Below are 25,388 nucleotides of genomic sequence, written 5' to 3' on the forward strand. Positions count from 1 at the left end.
ACTTATTTAGGTGCAGTTCTCGCTGCGGTATTTTCGGAAAGAGTCTAGCCTAATAAAAGTGTGACGTGTGCATGTTACTGTTAACAAAATAAAGATAAAAACAGGGTGTATAATCCTTGCGTTGGAGTTTATGGATTTCTGCATGCCTATTTTTATTGAGATCTTGCATGGTGCTGATTCGCTCTGCGGCCCAGATGCGCGCTTCATGCTAGAAGTCATTGCGACAGGATCCTTGCAAGCATTCGCTCCCATGAGCGAGGTCAGTGTTAAGACGCTAGCGAAGTGTCTTCATTTAGAGGAGTGCGTCGTATCCGATGCTCTCAACGAGCTTGTGGCTGTAGGCCTGATGAAGCGTTTTGTTGAGCAGCGTGTGGGGCGTGGAGGGCGAGCGGCTGTCAGCTATAAGCTGTGCTCCGAGGCTTGCCGTCTACCAGATATGGAGATGCTTTCACGCCTTCATCATTCAGATTTCTTGCGTGCCCTTTTTTCTGGGGAGGACATGGCTTTTCCTGTGATCTGGCATGAGCAAGCAGCGGTTAAAGTCGTCAAGGAGAAGGAGGGCAAGTGGCAACCTCCTGGCGGCCGTGGGCGGCTTAGCATCCGAAATCGTCTGCTTTTTGCTGCGCTGCTGTCCCGTGCGGACCTGTTTGGGGAGACTCAAATCAGCATTTCTGAGCTTGGGGAGCTCACGGGGATGCGACCGGAGCAGGTAAAAAATCGGCTGCATCGTCTGATGGCTGTTGGGCTGATCCGGAGTCATGTGCCTGGCCTTTCGAGCTCAATTTTCGCGAAAGGGAGGGTCAGCAGTACCTATTTTCTTAACGTGGACGCTCTTGCGGCTGAAGGGGGAGTTGCTGTTCACATGGCCTATTACGGAGAGGCGAAGTTATTCACTCACGCCGATAGTCTTTGGGCGGAGATCAAGGGGCGGGGCGACCTGCTGAGCTATAGCTCGGAGGCTGCTCGTGTTGCCGTGCATCATTTCTTTGCGAAACAGCGAAGGGCTGTTGTTATGCTGTTTCAGCACCTGCTCTACCGCTATGCCTCTCGCCTGCTTTCCTGCTATTGGCATAAGTTGGCCTCGCAGGATCCGATTGACGATGCTGAGTTGAGGAAGTCGATCAGGGCTGACTTTAGGTGGCCTGGCTCCGAGGTTGCCAATGAGCTTGATGGGGGCGCTTGTAGTGACTTCGAACTGGTCTGCGATCATTTCTATCGGCAGGCTACAGAGGTGGCGCGTGAGTACAGGACAAGGTTTGGTCAGGCAAATTGGGTGGGGTTTGATCTGGCGCGGATTCGTATCCTTCCCGCAGCGGATGACCTTGGCTACAAAGTGCTCACAATCATGTTGCGACCAGCCCCTCCAGAGTTAGGCAGTTGTTCTGTGCTCCTAGAGAGTCGGCCTGGTGAGGTTGAGCTTCAGAGCGTCAAGGCTGAATCCGATTTGTCACTTAAAGATCGCGTAGGTTTTGGTCTGCTTGCATTGCCGCCGGGGAGGGCAAGGGCTGCAGCTAGCCAGTAAAAAAATATTGCTCTTGCAGATCCTCTGAGCCACAGAGGAGCCTGCTCATGCGAATTTTCCGCTTGCAAGACGTGATAACTGCTACTGGCCTTTCTAGGTCGACCCTGTACAAGTACATCTCGGAAGGCACCTTCCCGAAACCGGTATCGCTGGGCGACCGCTGCGTCGGCTGGGTCGACAGCGAGGTGCACGAATGGATACTAGCCCGGATCGAGGAGCGTGACCAAGCTGAGGGAGCGTCCACACGTCCCATCGGCCATCTGAGCATGGCCAGCTAGAATCGCCACCTGCGCCATGATCGGCTTCGGCTGGTCATGGCGCTTATGCCGTTTTGGTAGGGCTCTGCTCTCAGCTAACTCCCCCAGCGCTCGGTACGGAAAATCTCTCGACAGGCTTGGCAATGTTGCTCCCCATTGCCAAGCCTGGTCGCGAGGGTTGGTGGTGGGCAGGGCTGCATCTATTGATATAGCTATATAGCTATCAACCATCTGCTCTGCCTATCCAATAGCACCCATTGCTACCCAGTCCACCCTACACCAGCAAGCACTAGACCTACACACCGCTTACCACCCCGACTCATGTATGGGGGGTTCATTTCTAAGAACTACTCCGGGTTCTGGTATGTGAACAACCAACCAGGTACCCATCCATGAACAACCGCAAGCTCAACACCCACCTCTCCCAGTCCGCGATAGCCCTTCAGATCGAATCACTCGTCCAGGCTATCGAACACAGCGATACACCCGCATTCCGGATCACACACAAACGGTCAGGCTACATGCGTGTCGAAGAGACCAGACTCTCCAGATACTTCACTAACATGCAGCAGATGTACAACCTGTTCGATGATCGTGTGCCGTGCGACTACAGCGAGCACCTGCAAGCGTTCAGGGAGGCCTGGGAAGACATTGGTCTTGAACCATCACCTGCTGGTCCTGTCTGCCGGAACGACAGGGGGTCGTACTGGCTCAGTCATCCAGAGAGCATGAACGTCCTCGCCGACCGGATCCGTGAGTTGACTCGTCAGCGGTGGTATCGACGTAGGCCTGGAGATCGCCGAGAACTGGCCAAGCAGCAGGCGAAGGAGATCACAGCCTATTCGGATGCAGTGAGGAGCCTTTACTCACGCACTACGATCATCAGGTTGAACCTTTACTACCGCCCTGAAGCTCAGGCCAGACTGCGCGTCGAGCATGTCTTTGATCACCTGGATGATCTGATCGATAAACACAGTCGTCACCGGACTTTCGAGCATCTGATTGGCTACACCTATTCAGTCGAGCAAGGAGATCGCAATGACGGGAGGGGCTACCACATCCATGCAGCCTACTACTTCAATGGCAACCAGGTCTGCCGTGATGTCTGGAAGGCGATGGAGATCAGCGAGCTATGGGAGGAGGTCACGCGTGGTCAGGGCTATGCCCATAGCTGCAACCATGACAAGGAGCGGTACGGTGACGAGTGCGGTATCGGCCTGATCCAGCGGGAGGATCAGTCGAAGCGGGCCCATGTGCACAAGGCAATGAAGTACCTGGTCAAGGACGATCAGCACCTGCGCTTGAAGCCTCCAGGGGCACGCTGCCTGCGTAAGGGGGCTCTGGGGCGTGTTCGGAGGCGATGATTCGTTGCGGCTGAGCCAGGAAGGCTGCGCGCAATGAACATCTATTATTGCATATTGCATGGCGCATTCATGCGCCCTGGCGGAGGCCTACTCGATCTGATTTTTCGCTTCCGCGGGTTTATCACGCCTCGAAGCAGACGCCTTTCAGCTTCGCTGGATGGCGTCTCAGGCAATTGCTCCAGACGCTCCTGGGCTTTGCGTAGAATCACCTGCTCGGTTTGTTCTGTCTCTAGGGCGAGGCTCTGCAGGTCAAGCGGCAGCGCTCTGATGTCACCCTGAGTGATTGCCTTACCTCGGCCAGGCAATGGCTGCGCATCGCAGAGTCTTGAATCGCATAACGACCAGGGCCTTTGTGCGCGAGAGTAAGGCAATAGGTCCTAGCATCAGCTGCAGCGATGGCGTAATGGCTGGACGTATCAGCACCTGCGTTTGCTATGGTTGTGAGACCAAGCAGCAGGATTGCTATGCGGGGAATCAGCTCCAGTATGAATTGCTTCTGCCTAGTGGGGTGTATGGATTATCATTGGTGGTGTTGCGCTCTGAACCTTATGCTTATCAGGCTTGAGGTTATGGTTTTGCACGGGGGCTGGTTACATCTGGAGTCTCTGTTATCATTGCGTCCGGGCAAAGCTAGGCCGTCAATGGATCGGTGAGCATGACGCTTTGCCATTGCAAGCAGCAGCTCAGCGCGCTCTCGGGAGCTAGGTCTAGAATGGATCAGTCGTGGGGTGGTGTAGCTGTTGTGGTCTGTATGTTGCTGGGCGAGCTTTCCGCTTTCAAGTTCAACCAGCTTGGAGATCAAGAACTGAGGCCGGCTCTGGTTTCAGCTGCCAGTAGCAAATAGTCACACTCCAGATACTAATTTCGACTGCAGGTACGTATGATTTCGCCCTGCAATTTGTGACGCGCCTCTCAATCGAGCTTAGGTATGACCCGTCTCGCAGCAATATACCTCGGTTACATCGTCAGTGTATTTGGCAAAATGGCCTAGAAGTTAAAATTCGTGCCGCTTGTATATGGCTCGGCTAGTAAATGTCTGAAAAATTCCCCATTTCGTGAAGTCGCCATGTAACGCACAGAGTTGCAGGAGCGCATTTTTTCAACGGCCGGCTATTTCCGGGAGCTCTTAAGACTTATCGCATTATGCCAATTCATAAATTTATTGATTTACTCAAGTGGCGAGACCTCGTGTTCAATCTTGTCGCGAAGGAAATCAAGATCCGCTATATGGGGGCTGCACTGGGCTTTGCATGGTCACTGGGTAACCCACTCGTCGTCACTCTCACGTACTACATGGTGTTTACCTACATACTGCCTAGTAATCAGGACAGGTTCGCCTTGCATCTTGTGACCGGGGTTGTCCACTGGATGCTCTTCAGTCAGATCATCCTGCAAAGTAGTGATTGGCTAATCGGCAATAATGGCTTGATCCGCAAGCTAAGCTTTCCTCGGGGGCTGCTACCACTGTCTGGGGCCCTGACTGTCGGCGTGTTCTGGTTGGTGGCTATTGCTGTCTATGCAGCTCTCTACACTCTCCTCGGAGGCTACCCGGGTAGTGCGTTGTTGTGGTATCCCCTGGTGCTAATCCCATATGTCCTAATGATTATGGGCCTTGCTCTGGCCATTAGTGTTTTGCAAATCACTTGGCGCGATATCAAGCACCTCACCGAGGTGTTTGTCCCTCTTCTGTTCTGGCTCACCCCCATCGTTTGGGTTACCGCGGCACTGCCGCACGATATCGCTCAGATCGTTTCATTCAACCCGCTTGCACCATTCTTCAATGGCTTCACGGCGATTTTGCACGAGAGCGTGCAGCCGTCCTTGCGAGACCTCGCCCTGTGCTGGGGGATCGGGTTGGCCTCAGTCATCGCCGGGCTACTGGTGTTTAAGCGTGCAGACAAGGTGGTCGAACTTTTATGAGCAAGGTCATCCTCAAGGTTGAAAGCCTGGTCAAGGATTTCACCATCCGCCACAACCACGGCGGCATGAAGCACAAGCTTGCCGGGCTATTTAATCCTCGCTTCCAGGAGCGCATCGAAACACTCCGCGCCGTAAACGATGTCTCCTTCACTCTATGCAAGGGCGAATCCCTTTCGCTTATTGGCCACAACGGTTCCGGGAAAAGCACGCTGCTCCAGTTGGTCAGTGGGATTCTCCTGCCGAGTAGTGGTTCTGTTCAGGCCTTCGGTCGAGTCGCACCCTTGATCGAGCTTGGGGTTGGCTTCCACCCGGAGCTGACCGGAGAGGAAAACATCTACCTGAATGCCAGCCTCTATGGCTTGAGAAACAAAGAAACCCGCGCTCGCTTCAACGACATCGCTGATTTCTCCGGACTTGGAGACTTCATTGATACGCCCGTCAAAAACTACTCGTCAGGCATGTACATGCGCCTGGGCTTCTCTGTGGCCGTACATGTTGCCCCACAGATTCTGCTTGCTGATGAGGTTCTGGCGGTAGGCGACCAGGACTTCCAGGACAAGTGCTATCAGCGCATTCGCCATATGCAGGAAGACGGCATGGCTTTGATTCTGGTGACCCACTCGAAAGAGCAGGGTCAGCGGTTCTGCCAGCGGTATCTGCATCTTGAAAAGGGGCGCGCTATCGACGAGGGCCGCTTCTAGCGCTCAGTAGTCGACCGACGCGACACAGACACGGCACCTGGCAAACACATAGACCAACTAGAGGTGACTCAATGCTCCAAATTATCGTTCCTATGGCTGGAGCCGGCAGCCGTTTCGCTGTAGCAGGCTATAAAGACCCCAAGCCGCTTATCCCGGTGCATGGCGTGCCGATGATAAAGGTTGTTATCGACAATCTGACCCCCCAACGTCCTCACAAATTTATTTTCATCTGTCAGGCGGCGCATGTTGATGCATATGGTCTGCGCGAGAAGCTCGGCACCTGGGCCCCCGGCTGCGAGATCGTAGAACTCAACGGCGTGACCGATGGTGCAGCCCGCACCGTTCATGCAGCCAAGTCTCTAATCGACAACGAGCATCCGGTAATGATCGCCAATAGCGACCAGTTTGTGGATCTTGATATCGACGACTACCTTGCCGCCATGGACGCTGCTGCCGCGGACGGCATCATTATGACGATGAAGGCAGATGACCCTAAGTGGTCCTTCGTCGGCTTCAATGAAATGGGCGCCATCAATCGCGTAGTCGAGAAAGAAGTTATCTCCGACGAAGCCACCGTTGGCATTTACAACTTTCGCTCAGGTCGCCAGCTGATTTCGGCCATCGAGCGAATGTTCGAGAAAGAGTTGCGCGTCAATGGCGAGTTCTATGTCGCCCCGGCCTACAACGAAATTATCGATCAAGGCGCCCGCGTTATTCACTACACCGTAGGTTCTGAAGGTCATGGCATGTACGGCCTTGGCATCCCGGCAGACCTCGATTACTTCCTCGCTCAACCTATCAGCCTGCAGGCAACTGCTGGGAAGGCTTGCTGATATGGAAATCATTAGCCATCGGGGCTACTGGCTTGAACTGCATGAACGGAATCAGCCCGTCGCTTTCCATCGTTCATTCGACTTGGGGTTTGGTACTGAAACCGATGTTCGTGACTGCGCTGGACGCCTTCTGATCTCCCATGACATGCCTACAGGCGATGAAATGACCCTGGATGACCTCCTGGACATCATGGGGGATCGGAATTTGCCGCTTGCGATCAACATCAAGGCAGACGGCCTGGCCAAGGCTATTGCAGCCAAGTTCACCGAAAGAGGCCATACCAACTGGTTTGTTTTCGACATGGCAGTGCCGGACATGCGCAGCTATCTCGCTGAGGGCGTCAGCACCTACACGCGATACAGTGATGTAGAGCCCTCGCCAGCGTGGTTGGAGCAGTGCGTCGGTGTCTGGCTTGATCATTTTGAGTCGGGTTACCACCCAAATCGTGAAATCGTGAAGCACCTGAATCAAGGGAAAAAAGTCTGCGTGGTTTCACCTGAACTGCATGGCCGCGATGTGACCCACGCTTGGGATTCCCTACATCTGCTCAATGATTTACCTGGACTTACGCTTTGCACCGACAGGCCAGAGCAGGCGGATGCGTTTTTCAATAAGGCTCGTTAAGCGGCCATTCGTAAGGGATTAAACGATGATTAAAGCTGTTATTTTCGATATGGATGGCGTCCTCATCGAAGCCAAAGACTGGCACTACGACGCCCTTAACAAGGCACTGAATCTGTTTGGCTACAACATCAGCCGCCATGACCATCTGACCAGTTATGACGGCTTGCCGACTGCTCACAAGCTGGAAATGCTGAGCGTTGAGCGCGGCCTCCCGAAAGCACTGCACCCCTTCATCAACGAGATGAAGCAGGCCTACACGATGGAAATCGTATATGCCCAATGCAAGCCCACTTTCGTTCATCAGTACGCGCTGTCCTCCCTGAAAAACCAGGGCTACAAGCTGGCCGTGGCCTCCAACTCCATCCGCAATACGGTTGAGGTCATGATGGAGAAATCGTGCCTGGATCAGTACCTGGATCTGAAGCTATCCAACCAGGATGTTGCCAAAGGCAAGCCCTCGCCGGATATCTACATCAAGGCCATTCAGGATCTCGGCCTGCTGCCACACCAATGCCTGATTGTCGAAGACAACGAGAACGGCATTCGTGCTGCCCGCGCTTCGGGTGCCCACGTCCTGGAAGTCGCGGAGACATCTGATGTCAACCTCGACAACATCCTCAACAAGATCGCCGAAATCAACGCCCAGCAGGCCGCTAAGGAGATCGTCCAGTGAACGCTACCCGTAACATCATCATCCTGGCTGGGACCAAGGCCGACGACGCTCGCCCGGAGAGCGAATTTCCGCATTACTTGAGCGAGTTCGATGGCGTCCCGCTCATCCAGTCGCTCGTGGAAAAATGCGCCAACCTCAACCCCACCAAAATCATCTGCATGCTGCCCAATGCAGACATGGACAAGTATCACCTGCGCAACATGGTTGCGCAGATGCACCCTGCAGCTGTTGCGCATCCGGTTCATGACGCCACCAAAGGCGCTGCCTGTACAGCACTGCTCGCCAGCGAAATTATCGACTCAGATTGCGAGCTCGTAATCCTAAGCGCCAACGAGATTCTGGATGTCTCCTTCGAGACGATCGTCAATCAATTCCGCACTCAGAGCCGAGACGCTGGTGTTGTTATTTTCAAGTCGCTGCACCCACGATACGCCTTCGTTCGTCTCACTGATGCAGGCGATGTTGTAGAGGCAGCCGAGAAGAATCCGATCAGTCCGAATGCTGTCGCCGGCATGTACTGGTTTAAGAGCGGTGCAATGTTCGTCGAGTCGGTGAAGAACATGATCCGTAAGGATGCCAAGGTCAACGACTCCTTCTACATCGCGCCGGCGCTCAATGAGTTGATCCTTCTTCACAAGAAAATCGGCTCCTATCGCGTTGAGCCAAACCAGTACCGGCCGCTCAAAAACCAGTCTCAAATCCACGCCTATGAAACACAGGGGAGCCGCGTATGAATTCTGCCAAGCTGGGCGATATGGTCAAAGGCTGGTTTGTTGGAGGCTTCAAACCAACAGCGTTCAGCACGGAGGCCTGCGAGGTTGGTGTCAAAGCCTATAAGGCAGGCGACAACGAAACTGCCCATTATCACAAGATCGCAACAGAGATAACGCTGGTCCTGTCGGGCACTGTGTCTATGCGCGGCCAGACCTGGAGCGAGGGAGACATTATCGTCCTCGAACCGGGTGACATTACGGCGTTCGAGGCCATCAGCGATGCAACGACTGTGGTCGTAAAGGTGCCTGGCGCTCTTGATGATAAGTACGTTGTTGGCGAATAACCGATGAAGACGACCCTTCTGAAGCACCACAAATCCTTGGGCTATCTAAAAACCAAGGATCTCGTAGAGCTGCCGGCAGACCTTGAGCTGCCGGCCAACACATCCAACCTGATCACCTTCCGGGCCGGCAAAGCCAAGGCCACTGAGGTCATCAAGCGGGTGCACGCCGCCATGCGGCCCCTGAGCATGTTCGGGGAAGGGTCTTACGTTCTTTACGGGCTGCAGAGCGATTCACCGCTCGCGCCCCTGCTCATGTGGGATGCCGCCCATTTCCTCCTGGTTGGGCAGCAGCTGACCGTGATCGAAGATACGCAGCAAGCCTGCTATCTCGACAGAGAATATTTCCGCTCAGGCCTTGTGGCCATTGAGCGCACATCGACCAAGATCGTATACGAGAAGACGGCCAAGCTGCCGGCCGAGGGCGATGACAATCTCGATAGCTGGACCTTCGGCATTCCGGTCGGCCCTGAAGATGCCACCGTGCTCAACGCAGTGGTCAAGCGCATCCTTGAAATCGATATCCCGAACAAGGAAATCATCCTGTGCGGCACGCCCGGCAAGAACTTCGCCTACTTCGACCAGGTACGCATCATCGGTGAGGACATCACCGCGCCGCCCGTGCAGATTTGCAAGAAAAAGAATCGCCTCTCAGAAGAGGCCACGCATAACAACCTGGTGATCCTGCATGACCGGGTTTTCCTGCCCAAGCACTTCGGTGAAATGGTACGGCGCTTCGGGCCGCGCTATCCGCTGATGACGCTGCAGAGCATGTTTTTTGATAACCGCGTCTCCCTGCACCCGCGTCGTTACTCCGACTACGGGTTGGCCATGGGCGAAATCGCCCAAGGCTTGCAGGGTCTGCATCGCTCGCGCAATGACGCCACCCACATTGCTCCGGCGATCTTCACTGAGATTGAGCGCACCGGTTTCTGCTTTGGCAGCCCCATGCGTTTCAGCAAGGACATGAGCTACCCCACCGGCAGTCTTTACATCTGCCGCAAAGAGGTCTGGAACGCCTATCCGCTGGATGAGTCGCTGTTCTGGGTTGAGTTTGAGGACATTGAGCAGGGTATCCGGGCAGCCAAGGCCGGCGTGCCTACCCGCGTAAACCCCTTCGGCATCACGCAGTCTGTGACCTCGCGTGCTTTGCTTGGCGTTCGCTCGCCGGTAGAGATGGTTACAGGGAAGCTTGGCTATACCGGCCCGTATTATTTCTCCCAGCTGCCTAAAAAGCCGCTGTTCAAAATCTCAACGCCCGCCGCCCTAGCCAAGCTGCGCACCTTCGCCAACAAGTATGTGGCTAATCACGAGGGTTTCAGCATCCCCACCGGTGCCAAGCAAATGCCGGCCCGTGACTGGGTTGAGCTCGTGAATATGGTTGTCCAACAGTCCACCTTCGGCAACGACATCGGTTCGGTTCGCCGATACATTGCCGACTTCGAGAAATTTGTTCTGCTCGATCAGTTGCCGAATACCCAGCAGGAGGGGATTACGCATGCCTTTTTGCTCGATCCTGCCTCTGCCAAACAAACGCTGATCACGAACAGCAGCGAGATTCGCAACATGCTGTACCAGCGGCCTTTCCAGAGCTGGTTTTATCGGAACCTGGGCGATTATTTCCACCGCGATTTCCTATCGGTGCCCGGCATCCTCATCTCAGCCGTGCGCGAATACGCGAGAAACGGTCACATCTTCTATTTCGAGAGCCTATGGGGCGCCGTTAAAGGGATCTACAACTCAACGCCATTCGGCTCGTACACGGAGAAGTCCAAGTGAGAATTTACGTCGCTTCCAATGACTTCAGTGATACAGCCGATCAACTGGTTAAGCAGTTGGCCCGCATCAACCTGCAGACCACCAAGGCAACGCCGGTCGCTGTAGTAGACGAGCGCTATGAGCTCAGCCAGGCGCTCGTCAAAGACGCGGACATCCCAAACACGGCGTTTCACCTGGACGACTTCCTGCACGAGAAAGGCAGCGTTGCCGATGGCGTCATGCTCGTCGATGCCAACCAGATCGCCACCAAGCTTTCCTCTCTGGATACAGAGTGGGTGCTGTTTGAGTTCGGGCAAAACGACCAACAAACCTGCATCGACTTCGTTCGTAAGCTTGCCCGTTACAACTACATGACGCCCACCCTGCGCGACACGTGCGTCATCTTTTCTGTGCCCAGCATGTACCTCGGCTACTTCGCACGCACCCTCAATGAATCCTTTAACAACTTGGCGGTTGGGGATTTGGCCGTAGCCAAGTCTGGCCAAGTTGGGATGTTGATGCTGTCCACTAAGGTGGAGCGTGTGTTCGTTGGATTGCCGCTGCTGACCGCGCCGTTGATCAGGCTCAATCGCTTGTTGATGTTCGTCTACGACCGCTTTGTCAAATCAGCCTAAGCAGCCGGCCGTATCGGGGTAATGGATCAATGAAACGAAGAATTTTCCTGTCAGGTGCGCTGGTTGCCGGGGGCGCCTTAGCCGGGCACCTGGCGACTAAGCGGCTGTATCTCGGCGCTGCTCCTGCTTCCAGCCCGGCCGACTTTGCTGAGGCCATGGCCGGCGTGCGCCTGCAGTACGTCTCGCATGAGCTGCTTCTGGATCTGTACGCCCGGGCTGTATCGGAAGATGACCGGAACCGCGTTGTTCGCGAGGTCGTAAACCACAACCGAAACCTTTTCGTAGCCAACGCCTATGACCGGCAGCACGGCAATCCCGGATTCTACAGAGTGGCTGGCTGACCTATGTTTATTGACACCCTGATCATCGGCAACGGCTTTGCCGGCCGGACAGTCGCCAGCACCCTGCAAGGTGAGTCCCTCATCGTAGAGCGCGGCGAGACGTTCAACATCTTCGAGCGCCGCCAGCGGTTCCTTTATATGGACAAGACGAATCGCCATGACGCGCTGATTCGTCGCTCCTATGAGTCCAGGCATGCATTCAACGTCCCGGAGCAAATGCCCAAGGACTGTGCCTCTGAATACATCCTGGTCGATGGTGGGTGCTCGAACCACTGGGGCGGCCTGAGCTTTCGCCTGAGCGAGGGTGTGTTCGCAAATCAGGGGGGAGATTTCCCTTGGCCATTCAACTATCAGGCCATACAGCCTTACTACAGCCGTGCCGAATCACTGCTGCGCATCAGTGCAGACCCAAAAGACCCAGAGGGTCGAACCTCCCGCGCTGCGATCAAAGGGGTTGAGAAATGGCATCAAGCACTTGGGCCGTATTTCCCGGATGCCTACATCGGCGCCCAGGCTCACAACCTTTCTGCCGATACGTCTGATGGCCAAGGCCAGTGTCTTGGCGCTGGCGACTGTGAGCTGTGCCCGATGGATGCAAAAACTCGGTCGCTGCATGTAAGGGCCAATACCCGCGTCCTCAACGGCGTAATGGTCGATAGGCTGCGCTTTGAAGAAGGCAAGGCAGTCGAAGCTATCTGCATCACTGAAGATGGGCCGTTGGTGATCGGTTTCAACCGGGTGATTATCGCCGCTCATGGCGTCGAGTCGCTGAAAATACTCTGGAAGAGCAATCTCCCCAGCGCTACCCCGGACCATCTACTGGGGCACCACTATCAAGACCATGCAGTGGCTGAGCTGGCGTGCCAACTGCCCGGCTCGGCAATCCCGTTCCTGCAGGTAAGCACGGCTGCGCAAGTTGTTATTCCTGAGCTCTCCGGTGAGGTCGATGGAATTGAGTTCACGACTCTGGCCTTGATGACGCCACCGAATGAATCGGCCGTTGCCGCTGCGCTGGACGTGGGGCAAATTAACGCATGGGATCTTGAAGGCGCGATTAAGGACATGAGCTCAGTGCTGAGCCTGTACGTCCTGCTGGAGATACCTCCAGAGTGGGATATTTCGCTCTCGTACTCGGACGGGAAAGTCTCAATGGACACAGCCGGGTACCACAAGAACAAGGTTCGCTATAACGGCGTGATCGATGCCATCTACCGCAAGATGGACGCGCTGGGAGTAAAACCCCTTCGCAATGCGGAACAGAAGCATTACATGAATGCTTTCGGCACCCACCACCTGGTCGGGATGCTTTCTATGGGGGATGGCCCCCGCGCTGTCGTTGACGCGAACTTCAAGCTCAAGGGCACTAGCAATGTACGTATCGCCGGCTCATCTCTTTTTCCTCGCTGTGGGTCACGAAACCCTACCGTCACAGTGGTTGCCACCAGCCTGATGCTGGCTGAGAAGCTTAATGCCGAGGCCAATGAATCACTTACAACGTCGGTTGACTGAGATGAATCAATGGCTGGCAAAGGTGGATTCACGCAACATAAGCGTTGTTATCCAGGGCCCCCTCTATCGAGCACTGGCCCCTGCCAGGGGAATTGACGCTTGCGTTGCGGCCGTGCGCAGGCATCTGTCACACGCGGAAGTCATCGTCTCAAGCTGGGCCGATGAGGATCTGTCTGGGATCGATGCCGATGTTGTCATAACAGCGGCTGATCCCGGTGTTCTTCGGGACTTCAACGGCAACCGGCACAACACCAATCGCCAGCTAGCTTCGACACTGGCCGGTATTCGCGCAGCCTCACGCTCGCACATCCTCAAGCTCCGATCCGATCACATCCTTACAGGCTCCAATATCGCTGTAATGGGATCCTATGACCCGCGCATTCCGCCGACTGCGCGTCTGCTTTGTCAGCCGATTACCGTCACCACGCTCTTCATCCGCAACCCGGTAAAGGTTCCGCTTCTGTTCCACCTTTCAGACTTGGTTCAGTTCGGCACCCGCGAAGATATGCTTGGGTTCTGGGACCAGAAGCTTAGGCTCCAGGAAGAAGTTTTCGCCCCTTCTCCCTACAAAAATCCCATCGGGAATTTCGTTGGGTACAGCGCAATGCGGATGACTCCGGAGCAGTGCTTGATGCTCGGCTTCATGCGTAAGAAGGGTTATGACATCACGCTAAAGACGCCAGGGGATATTTCCCCTGAACTTGTGGCGCTATCTGAACGCCTGCTCTCCGAAAACTTCACTGTGCTCGACTGGGAAGCAAGTCAAATTGATTTTCCGGAGCGGTTCCGCAGGACCGGCTATTCACTGAAGACGATCTACAAGGCTTCAGAATTAGCCGCTGCCGGGAGCCTTGGTCCTGCTGCAAGGAAAGCCCGATACCGAAAAATCTGGCTCAACAAGTACGTCTTCAACTTCGGCCGTGTGGCCTGGTGGATCGCACTGGCCTCGATCTTGTTGACCGCAGTCTCGCCAGACATCGCCAAATCTGCGAGAAGAGTCATGCGCAAGCTGAGGGGGCTTGAGCACCCCAACAATGACAGGGTATGAGGGGTAGTCGTGAAGGTATTGGTAACAGGTGCATCAGGATTCATGGCCCGCTCGTTGTTGACTAGGCTCCGCGCAACGCAAGGACTCCAGGTCGTCACACTCTCCAGGAAAAAGGAACTCCCTGACGTTCTGGATTCCAGCACCCTCAATCAGTGCTTCTCTACTGCGAATTTCTTCGACCTTATCAGCGGTGTTGATGTTGTTGTCCATACCGCAGCCCGAGCCCACATCTTGAATGAGACCGCCGCCGATCCGCTGGCCGAGTACCGGAAGGTCAACGTGGATTTCACGCTCAACCTGGCCCGGCAATGCGCTCAGCGTCAGGTGAAACGCTTCATCTACATCAGCTCAATTGGCGTTCATGGCATTACCAGCGACCGGCCGTTCACCGTAGACGACGTCCCCGCACCGGAGGAACCATACGCGATTTCCAAGATCGAAGCGGAGCGTGGCCTGGAGAATCTATGCCAAGCTTGTGACATCGAGCTAGTCATCATTCGCCCACCGCTGATCTACGGGCGGGAGGCTCCAGGCAATTTCGCCCGAATGGTGGGCTGGATTTCCAGCGGTATACCTCTGCCCCTCGGGGCTGTCGATAACCGGCGATCACTGATCAGCGTCGACAACCTCGTTGACCTCATCTTGGTTTGCCTCGATCACCCCAGTGCAGCAGGCAAGGTACTGCTGGCCTCCGATGGGGAGGATGTTTCCACTTCAGATTTGCTGCGCCGCGTTGCACGAGCGATGGGCAAACCCGCCCGCCTTGTTCCCGTCCCTACAACGGTGTTGCGTGCTGTCGCTGGTCTTGCAGGAAAAAAAAGCATGGCCAGACGTCTTACCGGTTCGCTGCAAGTTGACATGAGCAGCACGACCGCACTGCTTGGATGGACTCCACCCTTCAGCCTTGATGAAAGCCTAGCTCGCTGCTTCGGGAGCCACGATGAGCGCCAGTAGCGATCAGTAATCTCATGCCTGGCTGTTTCTAGCAGTCCCCCGGCGTCAGGCTTCACTGTCCCGAAGGACTGGCGGCTCTGGCTGGGCAGGCTTGCGAAAGGCTTTCAGCAGCTTGCAGAGGATCCAGCAGGCCAGGACCACAGCGACCAGCAGTGGTGGAAAACGCAGCATCAGTAGAACGCAGATAACCAGCGCACCTGCGGCAGCCAGCGCGCCGATGAAGGTGAATAGGCACAGCAAGAATCTCAGTAGTGTCATTTGGGCTCTCCGAAGGCCTGCCCGGAGTGGGCAGGCACAGGGTTAGTGGGTATGGGTAGCGAGTACTTCCAGCTTGCCTGCCAGTGAGCTGGGGGCAGGCGATGCGGTGCCGCTCTGACTCTCGGATGCCGGGTCCGGGCTGGCGAAGAACTCCTCAACTATGGCGCCGACATCCTCCTCGCTATCCTCGAAGGCACCGTTGCCGAATCCGCGTCGTGCCGCATCATCCAATGCGGTCTGATTGAAGCCGGCAGCTTGCCGCCGCGAATCAAGTTCACTGGCTGTCACCAGTGCTTCAGCCATGTCCATGCCGCCGCGTACCGTCAGGTCGGCGTAGAAGATCGGCGTGCCATGGCTCTGCCGAGTCGACTTGCCACGCAGGCGCAGTTCCAGCGGCAGACAGGCCAGTCGGTTACCCGAGATGGCCTGGAAGTAATGCAGTCGTGCAGCCAGGGTGCGGATGCTGTTGAAGCCGGTGGTGCGAAACACAAAGCTGCCCAGCGGATCCTCATCACCAATCACCACATTCAGTCGACCATAGGGCTTGCAGGCACCGCCTTTCGCCAGCGGGCAGGCATCCGGTGACGGGCATGGCATCGACTGCATGCCGTCCTGAGTAACCCGCTTGCAGGTCTCGCCATTACCGACGCAAACCGGTCGCCCCGAATGCCGGTCGAACAGCGTGTAGTCAGCCCGGAAATTAAGCTCCGGCTCGTTGAACAGCAGGCGTACCGGAATACTACGCAGCTTGTCGTCCTTGCCCTGACGCAGCTCGTCATTGAGCGGGTGCAGTAGCCAGCCGTCCTTGCCTTGCACCTGGGATGTGATAGTGAACTGATCATCCTTTTCCGGCAGGCGCTTGCCGTTCTTCTCGATGACCTTGCCGATGGAAATCCGCCCGAGTACCGGCGGAGTGATAGCCAGACCTTTGAGCATGGTGAGTCTCCTGGAAATGAAAAAAGGCCAGCCATGCAGTACGAACTGCATGGACTGGCCAAGGGGAGGGAATGTTTGGAAAAGCTGGGTTTCAGCCGACCAGGAAGCGACGTGCACCCGGTTTCAGCATTGGGTACTTGGCTTGCAGGTAGGGCTTGTCCTGGAGCAGCTGCACGACATCGAGACCGATGCTGTCCTTGGCCTTGCGCCAGCTGACATAGCCGCTGGAGAACTCTGCCCGACTGGCATCGCCCATGGCCTGCTGCAGCATCTGCTTGAGCTCAGACTCACGCTTCTCCCTCTCAGCAATCGACTGACGCACGGCTTTGAGCTCGATGTATGCAGCAGAGAGTCCTGCATGCTGACTGAAGTCGACGACCTGGCCGTTGTCCTCCGGGTAGAGGCAGCGCAGGGCTGACTCTGCTGAAGCGGTGCCATCAGCAGGAGGCGGCGTATCAGTCTCCACGTAGTGCCAGAACTTACGCTCCAGCTCGATCAGGCGAGCGATCATCTGCTCATCCCGCTCAATGCGGTGGATCTCCAGTGTCTGACCACCAAGCAGTACCGCTACATCCGCTGCCTGCTTGCCGGTGACGGCGAGCTGGTGCATCACCTGCAACTGCACATACTCCGGTACGCCTTCTTTCCAGAGGCGTGCCCCGTTTATGCCGGTAGTCTTGCATTCGAGGATCTGCACATCGTTCGCCCCGATGACCTCGCGGTCGATATTGGCCAGCATCCAGGGCAGCTCCGGATCCGGGTGCTGAAGCACGGAATTGATGCGCCGTACCTTGTTCTTCGTGCGCTTGCTGTAATGCCAGGCCACGATGGGCTCCAGAACGTTGCCCCAATACATCGGGCTTTCCTCATCCTGGGGATCGGCTTTGGGCATGCCGGAATCGCGCCCAGTCTTCTCCATCCAGAGTTCCAGCTGCGACTTATATGGGTTGAGGCCTACAGCTGCGGCTGCATCCGAACTGCCGATACCCTGCTTACGGATCTGCAGCCAGTCCTCGCGCGGCAGCTCCTTGGTGCTGACCAGGCGCAGGGCCGGGCGGGATTTGCTGGTGCTGCGATTCAATGAAGTAGCTTTCATAGCTTTCACCTTGCAGAAATAGAAACGCCCGACCTGCAACGAAGCGGGTCGGGCGTTATGGGGTGGAGTAGGTAAAAAGGTCAGGCGACCAGTTGCAGGGCTGTATCCAGAGCGCGTTGCTTGATCTGGGCACCCTGCCCGAACCAGGCCGAGTCGAGCCGATACTCGGTGCTGCGTGCCCGGCGCTCGTGATCGACGTATTCGGTCACTGCATTGAGCAGGCCCCAGGCAGTGCCACGTGCTGAATCCAGCTGGCTGCCTCGGCCACGAACTTCATACAGCTCCTGCACTTTGCGCAGGGCGCGCTCGTTGGGCAGTTGCTCCGGCAGGGCGCCGGTCGGGCTGGTCTCGCACATCACGTTCAGAAAGAATCCCATTGCCTCATGCCACTGAACCTTGCGTTCAGCCAGATGGCGCATGCGGTACATAAAGTCGTCCCATTGCGAGACGGCTACACCAAGCTGCTTCTTGACTAGATTGCCATCGAAGCGGGTGCTGTGCGGCACCTTGATTGCACGGCTGGTGCCGTCGAGAGCGATAGTCAGCGTGTTGTTGCAGACCACCCGGATGGTGGTGGGCGTTGCTGTGGTGGCCAGAGTGCCGTCGCAGGAAGTGGCCAACAGCAGGTAGCCATTCACCTGGTCGTTGCCCTTGAACGCAGCACCTTGGCCGGTCCGCGCCAGAGCCCAAAACTTGCGCCCGCCCTTGAGCACGCCAGCGGTTTCCAACTCGTAGCCGGAGACTTCGGTGAGGTCGCGGTAGAACTCCAGCACATCCTTTGGCTGCACGGTGTGGTAACGCTGCGAGACCACCGACAGCGGCGCCTTGGTGTCCGAGCGGTAGAGCACCTTCTGTTCGGGGAAGGAGTGGATCGCGCCCAGATGGCCGATGGCGTCCGACTTGAAGTGCACGGGGCTTTCCAGGATCTGCCAGTCCATGCCGGCTTCACGTTGCCAGACTTCGATGGGCTGCTTCTGCGGCAGGTTGTTGCCCAGGCCGTGCCAGGGGGTAGAGCCTACGTAGGCCATTTGTTCGATTTGATGAGCCATGACGAATTTCCTTTGGGTGCAGGCCGGCATAAAGCGCTGCACAGAGCGCAGCACCGGCAATCAGTGATGGATGAGAGATGAAGGCAGCCGAATCAGGTCGGCAGGTTGAAGCGGTGACCGCAGAGCAGGCAGAGGTTGTGAGCCAATACGTGGCGGTCGAGCGTATCGCCCAGCTGTGCACCGAGCGCGCAGCCTCCAACCCCGCCGGCCAGGCCGCCGAGGATGGCACCTGATAAATAGCCGAGCGTGATGCCGAAAGGCCCTGCGATAGTTCCAATCAGCGCACCTGCTTGGCCGGCAGCCAGTGCAGCGCTGACGCCTCGCGCAACACCGCCTACGGTACCGATGGCAGCGCCAACTTTCATGGCTTGATGGAATGAAGCAATTTTGTGGGAGTGACAGCGAGGGCAGTGCAATGACATGGTTCGAACCTTCTTGGTGGTGATGTCACGGCAGTTATGTGTGGCTGAGATTTTTTCGAATCGAATCGCCAGCAATCGAGGCCTTGTACTCAGGCCATATTCGATAATATGATCTGCACATCGCCAAATGCGTGTGGTGCCTGAGCAACCACGGCTGAGCAGTTGCCTCCTCAGTTGATCAGCTCAAAGGGCCTTGCCCTCTCTCTCCAAATCCCTGCTGACCATGACCTGTTGCCTGAGGCAGCACGGTACTTTGTTGCCGTGGCTTTACTGGAGAGAGCTATGAATATGTCTGATTTGTTGCGTGCATCGCGTGACGTCCATGTCCTGACTGAGAAGCCGAACACCACAGGCGGGGGTTCTGATCGCTTCTGGTCCATGCGAATCGAAGGCCTTCATCACGACCACATTTGTGGTGCTGTAGACGAACTGCGCAGTCGTTGGTCGCGGCCCTTTCCCAGGCAGATTGCTCGCTCCGTCAGGTCGGTTGCATTACAGGACGCACTTGCCCGCACCCTCGGGGCGCAGTCATCTACCCACTGGCGCGAGGTCGAGCAGCATAAGGTTGCCGACTTTCTGTTCGAGCACGGCATGTCGGTGCCGACTGATCTCATTAAGTGGCCGTACTCGCCGAGAGGGGTGGATTCTCTGGCGGCTCGGCAGTTAGCGGATCGGTTGTTTAATTCCGATCTGCCATTGCCCAAGCGGATCTTTACCGGCGTTGGCTCCTGCCTGTTCGCCCCGCGCGCGTATGGTCGTCTGGATTTTGACCAGGCAGCTGGATACGCATTTTGCACAGACCAGCAGCGATACGCTTTCTGTGAGCAGTATGAGGACAAGATCCTCTTACGTGCGGAGTACATGCAGGATGGTTGTGGTCTTGATTATCTCGACATGACTGGGCGGATGTTGATGCTCAACGCGGTGAGCGAGTTCATCGGCTGCATGTACAACATGATGGGCAGTAACTTGATGGAACCGGCGGTGGGTGAGCCGGTGATGCGCAGTTACAACATGTCCGAAGAAGATCTGGCATTTGAGCTGCAGCTGTTCCAGCTGTTCCGTAAAGAAATTGAAGGCTCCGATGACGGCTGGGTGGACGTATTACCAATTCCAGGAAATGCCAACCTTATATTCCTGAAAGGTGCTAATGGCGCTTTTGACTGGGTTGTCCGTGATCAGCGCGACAAGGAGTTTTCCTCCAACCCGCTTTACCCGTTCTTTAATAAGGACGAAGTCCCCAAGGCTATGGACCGGAGCAAGCTGGACGGGCATTTGTACTTTGCAACCGGCACTTGGGCGGAAAAACTGGAGCACGATGCAGAATCGCGTCATTACGCCGAAGGTGGAACGGCAGCCAATTGGCCTGGTTATGCGAAGCTGATTCAGCGTGAGCTCATTGCCAGCCTGGGCTATCGGTCTCCCCGCCCGGCAACCGGGGCCGTATCTGATCGCTTTATCCCGCACCGGTTCGGTGAGAGCTGCTTGATGGTGTCTCCCCTCGTGACCATCGCAGACTTTTTTGATTTCTGCAGCAGGACGAACTGGGGGCAGATCAGGCAGGAGAAAGCACGCAAGACCCGCGAAAATAAGATTGACGACCTGAGCGCTATCAACATGGATTCGAGCGATCTTCCGGCGAGTGTGACCTGGCTGGATGCGGTCGCCTATTGCCGTGACTATGAGGCACGCACGGGGCTTCCCGTCCGACTGATGACCATCGATGAGTGGCGACAGCTCGCTCCGCCGCCGATGGACTTTAGCCATGTGCGATCTTCGCGCCTGCTGATCGTGAAAAAGGGAGAGATGCCTGACGATCCTATTTATGAACAGTTGGGCTGGGGCATTGTCGGTGGGGATGGCAGGCTGGGTGGTAACTCCTCGCATTGCCATCGGCCTGATGGCTCCATGCGCTACGGATCGAACCTGAAATGGCTCGACAACGACGAAGGAGTCGCGTTCCTCACTGTACCGGGTTTCGGTGAGTGGCTGTCTGACTATCAGCATGGCGCAGCGCCGATTGCCTCTGTAGCAACCGGTCAATCTATTGTTGGTGGCTCCATTGAGCGCAATCTCTGCCCTGTTCATATGACGATGAGCTACAAGGGCGTCAAGGTCGGTTTCCGGCTTTGCTACGTCGCCCATCTCGACGCCTAACCCTCTTTCACCAGGAGCTGAATCATGGTGTATCTCCGAAGTGGAGAGGGGGCTATGCGTCCTCACGTTTCCGAATTAGTTATCAACTGGCACATCACCGAGGCTTGTAACTACAAGTGCCGCTACTGCTATGCGAAATGGGATGGTGCCGGCAGGGAGTTGCTGCATGACTGGACTCGCGTCCGTAATTTGCTCAATGAACTGCAGGCATTCTTTCATCCGGAGAACGATGCCAATCCGCTCAGTCAGCACATGACATGGTCCAGCATTCGTTTGAATCTGGCCGGTGGAGAGCCGCTGCTGTATCACGATGCTCTGCTTCGGGCACTGGAATATGCGAGAAGTAAGGGGATGGGTGCGTCCATTATCACCAATGGTAGCCGGCTCACTAACGATTTGATTGACCGACTCGCACCCCTGGTTTCCATGCTCGGACTGAGTCTGGACTCAGCGGATCCATCCAGGAACATTGGCATTGGCCGCGTCGACAGTCGTGGCTCTTTGCTGGACGTGGACTCGCTCTCCGAAGTGCTGGTCCGCGCAAAGACGCAGAATTCGGCTATGCGATTGAAGGTTAATACAGTGGTCAATGCACTGAACCACCAAGAAGACATGACGCCGATCATGCATGCGCTTATGCCAGACCGATGGAAAGTGTTACGCATGCTGCAGGTAGTAACAAGTGATCTGGCCGTTTCCTCCGAAGACTTTCTCGCCTTCGTCGCTCGCCATGACGCACTTCGAGAGGTGATGTGCGTCGAGAACAACGACGACATGAGTGAGTCGTACATCATGGTCGATCCGTTGGGACGCTTCTTTCAGAACACTGCCGGGCAGAAGGGTTACCACTACAGCAACCCTATTGACGTGATTGGTGCCGAGCGTGCGTTCATTGAATGGCGATTTTCGGCCGGAACATATGCTGCGAGGTACAGAGACGCGTTGGTGGTGGGGCTAGAATGAGAAGATACAGCTCATCCAAGGACATCAATCTGCTGATTAGGCGTCTTCTCGCTGAGGGTTGGTCATATCAGTCGGGGCGTTCTCATGGCCGCATTCGCCCGCCCGAAGGAAGAGGCTTTGTCAGCGTGCCTTGCACTCCAAGCGACTACCGCGCATTTGATAACTTCCTGCATGCTGTCAGGCGTCTGGTAAGCAATATCCGTTCGGTGCCAGATACTTAGCGGTTGTTGGGTGTCCTTGGCCAGGAGCCGCATTGCTTGCTCCTGGTCAGGGATAAGCTTGTCAGCGAATCGAAACGACTTTTGTGTCCCGATTTTCCTTGATATCTGACATCGAAAGATTGCCGGTGGCTGCTTGCTGGATGTGTTCGCTCCACCACGCCATCTTCAGGCGTCTACGCTTAACTCGGTAGTGCCAGCTAAGCGGCTCGTTTATAGTCCTCTGCTTAGATATGGGAGGAGCTATGCACGTTAAACCAGTAGGTGAACTCGTTTTCGAGATGGGCGGCAATGAACATCAAATTTCTGTTAGCCAGCTGTCCCAGGGGGATCTGAAAAAGCAATCAGGTCTGAAAAATAAAGATGATTCGGAGGAATGGTCAGTAACCTTCACTGCTGACTCGGAGTTTGGTCAGTTTGTTTGGGTGGTGTCCTTTGGTTTAGGTAATCAGGGGCTGAGCGTTGATGACTCAGAGATGGTTAAAAGGCCTGCTGGTGTGGAAGTGATCCAGGACGTGTCTTTCAAGTCAGCCTAAGGGTTTTCTTTTTTCCAGCTGTCCAGATTGTCCGCCCACTGCTGCATCATGATGGCCCGATCGCTCAAGTACTCAGCATGGTTGTAAGTGCGGCGGACTGCATTCTGCTCGGTATGTGCGAGCTGTCTTTCGATCCAGTCTGCGGTATAGCCCATTTCATTGAGTCTGGTGCTGCCAGTTGTCCTCGTGGCATGCGGGCTGTATTTACCTCCCCAGCCAAGGACATTAAGCATCTGGCGGAATGAGGCCGCGACCATTGGGCGGGTGCGCACGTCGCGGTGAGGAAATACGTGGGTGTATTTCCCTGTGATGGAGTGCAGGCTTCGCAGCATTTCTACTGCCTGTCGCGGCAGTGGCACTGTGTGCTCTTTACGCTTTTTCATCCGCTCGGCGGGAATACGCCAAAGCGCCTTCTCCAGGTCAAATTCGGCCCACTGAGCCTCTACAGCTTCATTAGGGCGACACAGAGTCAGCCACATGAGCTGGAAGGCGCAGAGCGTCTCATGGCGCCCACCGTGAGATTCGACATCGCGTAACAGTTGGCCAATTTCTTCGGTGGAGAGAGGGCGTTTGTGCTGAGTCTTGTTGGCTGGCAGGGCTTTTCGAACGGGGTGTACCGGGTCGGTGCTGGCTCGCAATGTTGAAATTGCCAGCTCGAAAACTCCGGACATGCTCCGCTTGGCTTCCTGAGCAACAGATGGGCCATTGTCTTGAGTAGCTGCTCTGAGCACTTCAAGAATGTGCACGGGGGTGATGGCCTTGATCGGCAGATCGCCTATTTTTGGGAATACGACGCGTTCAAGCATGTTGAGTCTTCTGGACTTGGTGATCTCCTCCCAGTCCTTCAGTGAAAGCCACTCTTTGGCGACGGCTTCAAACGTAATGGCCTTCTCGTGGTTGCGCTTCACCCGCTCCTGTTGCCGGTGGTGTGCGGGATTGATGCCCTGTATGACTAGGGCTCGGGCCTTCACGCGTTCATCGCGCGCCTCTGCAAGGGTGAAGCGGCGCCCTTTGCGGCGCTCCTCGGCGTGCTCGGGTGATTCCCCTTTGGGCGCGATTGCATAGTCCCCAATCGCGAACACGCTTTCCTTCCTGCCAGTGCCGTCGCTTAGCTCGAACCGATAGCGCCATGCCTTAACCCCGTTAGGCTTCACCTCCAGGTAAAGGCCATTGCCATCTGTGAGCTTATAGGGCTTTTCCTTGGGCTTGGCGGTACGGCATTCGGTATCGGTAAGCGGCATGGCTGCTCAATCCTGTTATACCCGGTTATATTGGTGGGTGATTTTTTAGATACCCGGTAGCGTACCCGGTAAATATGCGGATCGTATAGATTCTTATCGGACCTTTTCGGAAAAGAAAAACCCCTTGAGGCCTTATTCTTCAAGGGGTTCTGTGACCAGTAAGATCCGATAGGATCTTAATTTCGGCTTAGACGTTGAAGCGGAAGTGCATCACGTCGCCATCCTTGACGATGTATTCCTTGCCTTCCAGGCGCCATTTGCCGGCTTCCTTGGCCCCGGCTTCGCCCTTGTACTGGATGAAGTCGTCGTAGGCGATGACTTCGGCGCGGATAAAGCCTTTCTCGAAGTCGGTGTGGATGACTGCTGCGGCCTGGGGGGCGGTGGCGCCGATGCGGACGGTCCAGGCGCGTACTTCTTTTACACCTGCGGTGAAGTAGGTCTGCAGGTTGAGCAACTCGTAGCCGGCGCGGATCACGCGATTCAGACCCGGCTCCTCGAGACCGAGGGCTTCAAGGAACATGTCCTTTTCTTCGCCGTCCTCGAGTTCGGCGATTTCCGCTTCGATCTTGTTGCACACTGGGACAACGATGGCGCCTTCTTCCTCCGCGATGGCCTTGACCACGTCGAGGTGCGGGTTGTTGTCGAAGCCGTCTTCGGCAACGTTGGCGATATACATCACCGGCTTGCTGGTGAGCAGGTGGAAGCCGCGGATGATCTGCTTCTCATCGTTGCCCATGTTCTTCATCAGGCTGCGTGCAGGCTTGCCTTCGGTGAAGTGGGGGATCAGTTTTTCGAGGATGGCTTTCTGTGCCAGGGCATCCTTATCACCGCCCTTGGCATTGCGGCTGACCTTCTGCAGTTGCTTCTCGCAGCTGTCGAGGTCGGCGAAGATCAGTTCGAGGTCAATGATCTCGATGTCGCGCTTGGGGTCGACGCTGTTGGAGACGTGAATGACGTTCTCGTCTTCGAAGCAGCGCACGACATGCGCAATCGCATCCGTCTCGCGGATATTGGCGAGGAACTTGTTGCCCAGGCCTTCGCCCTTGGAGGCGCCGGCCACGAGACCTGCGATATCGACGAACTCCATGGTGGTGGGGAGCACGCGCTCGGGTTTGACGATGGCGGCCAGGGCATCCAGGCGGGCATCCGGCATCGGTACGATGCCGCTGTTCGGCTCGATGGTGCAGAACGGGAAGTTCTCGGCGGCAATGCCGGACTTGGTCAGGGCGTTGAACAGGGTGGACTTGCCGACGTTAGGCAGGCCGACGATGCCGCAGTTGAATCCCATGGTGTGTCCCTCGCGCGCGCTGGCGGTAAA

The 25,388-nt window shown here is 56.0% G+C and carries 26 protein-coding genes and 1 pseudogene; 19 read left to right on the forward strand and 8 right to left on the reverse strand.

Going from position 1 to position 25,388, the window contains the following annotated elements; all coding sequences use genetic code 11:
• The first annotated feature begins 142 nt into the window (after positions 1–142).
• From HNP49_RS17070 to HNP49_RS17145, 16 genes are all read left to right on the forward strand, one after another.
• Positions 143–1,522: a hypothetical protein gene (locus tag HNP49_RS17070; protein WP_184685272.1), complete on the forward strand. Its 1,380-nt coding sequence runs from the start codon at positions 143–145 to the stop codon at positions 1,520–1,522.
• A gap of 47 nt (positions 1,523–1,569) precedes the next feature.
• Positions 1,570–1,800: an AlpA family transcriptional regulator gene (locus tag HNP49_RS17075; RefSeq protein ID WP_184685274.1), complete on the forward strand. Its 231-nt coding sequence runs from the start codon at positions 1,570–1,572 to the stop codon at positions 1,798–1,800.
• Between the two features lie 371 nt (positions 1,801–2,171).
• On the forward strand, positions 2,172–3,143 hold the full coding sequence (locus HNP49_RS17080) for an inovirus-type Gp2 protein (protein ID WP_184685277.1): 972 nt from the start codon (positions 2,172–2,174) through the stop codon (positions 3,141–3,143).
• A gap of 1,143 nt (positions 3,144–4,286) precedes the next feature.
• Positions 4,287–5,063, forward strand: a complete 777-nt coding sequence (locus HNP49_RS17085; protein ID WP_184685279.1) for an ABC transporter permease — start codon at positions 4,287–4,289, stop codon at positions 5,061–5,063.
• Positions 5,060–5,764 carry an ABC transporter ATP-binding protein gene (locus HNP49_RS17090; RefSeq protein ID WP_184685281.1) on the forward strand — a complete coding sequence of 235 codons (705 nt, stop codon included), beginning with the start codon at positions 5,060–5,062 and terminating at the stop codon, positions 5,762–5,764. Before HNP49_RS17085 ends, HNP49_RS17090 begins: the two co-directional genes overlap by 4 nt.
• Positions 5,765–5,835: 71 nt before the next feature.
• Positions 5,836–6,597 (forward strand): glycosyltransferase family 2 protein, encoded by a 762-nt coding sequence (locus HNP49_RS17095; RefSeq protein ID WP_184685283.1) that lies wholly within the window; start codon positions 5,836–5,838, stop codon positions 6,595–6,597.
• 1 nt (position 6,598) lies between these two features.
• Positions 6,599–7,222, forward strand: a complete 624-nt coding sequence (locus HNP49_RS17100) for a phosphodiesterase (protein WP_184685285.1) — start codon at positions 6,599–6,601, stop codon at positions 7,220–7,222.
• Positions 7,223–7,247: 25 nt separating this feature from the next.
• Positions 7,248–7,895, forward strand: coding sequence for an HAD family phosphatase (locus HNP49_RS17105; protein ID WP_184685287.1), 648 nt, complete (start codon positions 7,248–7,250; stop codon positions 7,893–7,895).
• The gene (locus HNP49_RS17110) at positions 7,892–8,629 is read left to right on the forward strand and encodes a glycosyltransferase family 2 protein (protein WP_184685288.1); all 738 of its coding nucleotides are present in this window, start codon (positions 7,892–7,894) and stop codon (positions 8,627–8,629) included. Before HNP49_RS17105 ends, HNP49_RS17110 begins: the two co-directional genes overlap by 4 nt.
• Positions 8,626–8,952, forward strand: a complete 327-nt coding sequence (locus HNP49_RS17115) for a hypothetical protein (RefSeq protein ID WP_184685290.1) — start codon at positions 8,626–8,628, stop codon at positions 8,950–8,952. Before HNP49_RS17110 ends, HNP49_RS17115 begins: the two co-directional genes overlap by 4 nt.
• Positions 8,953–8,955: 3 nt before the next feature.
• A complete protein-coding gene (locus HNP49_RS17120) occupies positions 8,956–10,728 on the forward strand; it encodes a hypothetical protein (protein ID WP_184685292.1) in 1,773 nt (590 codons plus the stop codon).
• Entirely contained in the window at positions 10,725–11,342 is a 618-nt protein-coding gene (locus HNP49_RS17125) for a hypothetical protein (protein WP_184685294.1), read from the forward strand. The genes HNP49_RS17120 and HNP49_RS17125 overlap by 4 nt, the downstream gene beginning before the upstream one ends.
• A 29-nt stretch (positions 11,343–11,371) precedes the next feature.
• Positions 11,372–11,683 carry a hypothetical protein gene (locus tag HNP49_RS17130; protein ID WP_184685296.1) on the forward strand — a complete coding sequence of 104 codons (312 nt, stop codon included), beginning with the start codon at positions 11,372–11,374 and terminating at the stop codon, positions 11,681–11,683.
• Between the two features lie 3 nt (positions 11,684–11,686).
• Complete coding sequence (locus tag HNP49_RS17135) at positions 11,687–13,192, forward strand: GMC oxidoreductase (RefSeq protein ID WP_184685298.1); 1,506 nt, start codon at positions 11,687–11,689, stop codon at positions 13,190–13,192.
• 1 nt (position 13,193) lies between these two features.
• Complete coding sequence (locus HNP49_RS17140; RefSeq protein ID WP_184685300.1) at positions 13,194–14,240, forward strand: WavE lipopolysaccharide synthesis family protein; 1,047 nt, start codon at positions 13,194–13,196, stop codon at positions 14,238–14,240.
• A gap of 9 nt (positions 14,241–14,249) precedes the next feature.
• The gene (locus HNP49_RS17145; RefSeq protein WP_311772133.1) at positions 14,250–15,194 is read left to right on the forward strand and encodes an NAD-dependent epimerase/dehydratase family protein; all 945 of its coding nucleotides are present in this window, start codon (positions 14,250–14,252) and stop codon (positions 15,192–15,194) included.
• A gap of 45 nt (positions 15,195–15,239) precedes the next feature.
• On the opposite strand, the gene HNP49_RS18765 is transcribed toward HNP49_RS17145, so the two are convergent.
• The 5 genes from HNP49_RS18765 to HNP49_RS18770 all read right to left on the reverse strand — a co-directional run bounded on the left by HNP49_RS18765 (position 15,240) and on the right by HNP49_RS18770 (position 18,898).
• Positions 15,240–15,452, reverse strand: a complete 213-nt coding sequence (locus tag HNP49_RS18765; protein WP_260407237.1) for a hypothetical protein — start codon at positions 15,450–15,452, stop codon at positions 15,240–15,242.
• 42 nt (positions 15,453–15,494) lie between these two features.
• Positions 15,495–16,388: a hydrolase or metal-binding protein gene (locus HNP49_RS17150; protein ID WP_184685302.1), complete on the reverse strand. Its 894-nt coding sequence runs from the start codon at positions 16,386–16,388 to the stop codon at positions 15,495–15,497.
• A 91-nt stretch (positions 16,389–16,479) separates the two neighbouring features.
• Positions 16,480–17,484 carry a YqaJ viral recombinase family protein gene (locus HNP49_RS17155; RefSeq protein ID WP_184685304.1) on the reverse strand — a complete coding sequence of 335 codons (1,005 nt, stop codon included), beginning with the start codon at positions 17,482–17,484 and terminating at the stop codon, positions 16,480–16,482.
• An 80-nt stretch (positions 17,485–17,564) separates the two neighbouring features.
• Complete coding sequence (locus HNP49_RS17160; RefSeq protein ID WP_184685305.1) at positions 17,565–18,533, reverse strand: DUF932 domain-containing protein; 969 nt, start codon at positions 18,531–18,533, stop codon at positions 17,565–17,567.
• A gap of 92 nt (positions 18,534–18,625) precedes the next feature.
• Positions 18,626–18,898, reverse strand: a complete 273-nt coding sequence (locus HNP49_RS18770; protein WP_260407245.1) for a hypothetical protein — start codon at positions 18,896–18,898, stop codon at positions 18,626–18,628.
• Between the two features lie 339 nt (positions 18,899–19,237).
• Between HNP49_RS18770 and HNP49_RS17170 the strand changes: the two genes are divergently transcribed.
• Positions 19,238–21,112, forward strand: coding sequence for an SUMF1/EgtB/PvdO family nonheme iron enzyme (locus HNP49_RS17170; RefSeq protein ID WP_184685313.1), 1,875 nt, complete (start codon positions 19,238–19,240; stop codon positions 21,110–21,112).
• Positions 21,113–21,166: 54 nt separating this feature from the next.
• Positions 21,167–22,075 (forward strand): viperin family antiviral radical SAM protein, encoded by a 909-nt coding sequence (locus HNP49_RS17175; RefSeq protein ID WP_221445284.1) that lies wholly within the window; start codon positions 21,167–21,169, stop codon positions 22,073–22,075.
• A 282-nt stretch (positions 22,076–22,357) separates the two neighbouring features.
• On the opposite strand, the pseudogene HNP49_RS18775 reads toward HNP49_RS17175, so the two are convergent.
• Positions 22,358–22,480, reverse strand: a pseudogene (locus HNP49_RS18775) (integrase); the annotation flags it as partial.
• 58 nt (positions 22,481–22,538) lie between these two features.
• Here HNP49_RS18775 and HNP49_RS17180 point away from each other — a divergent pair.
• Entirely contained in the window at positions 22,539–22,829 is a 291-nt protein-coding gene (locus tag HNP49_RS17180) for a hypothetical protein (protein ID WP_184685316.1), read from the forward strand.
• Here HNP49_RS17180 and HNP49_RS17185 read toward each other — a convergent pair.
• Both HNP49_RS17185 and ychF read right to left on the reverse strand, forming a co-directional pair.
• Entirely contained in the window at positions 22,826–24,070 is a 1,245-nt protein-coding gene (locus tag HNP49_RS17185) for a tyrosine-type recombinase/integrase (protein ID WP_184685318.1), read from the reverse strand. The two genes, HNP49_RS17180 and HNP49_RS17185, sit on opposite strands and share 4 nt — an antisense overlap.
• 187 nt (positions 24,071–24,257) lie before the next feature.
• On the reverse strand, positions 24,258–25,358 hold the full coding sequence (gene ychF / locus HNP49_RS17190; protein WP_184685319.1) for a redox-regulated ATPase YchF: 1,101 nt from the start codon (positions 25,356–25,358) through the stop codon (positions 24,258–24,260).
• Positions 25,359–25,388: the final 30 nt, after the last annotated feature.

Source organism: Pseudomonas fluvialis (genome assembly GCF_014207935.1).
GTDB classification, from domain to species: Bacteria; Pseudomonadota; Gammaproteobacteria; order Pseudomonadales; family Pseudomonadaceae; genus Aquipseudomonas; species Aquipseudomonas fluvialis_A.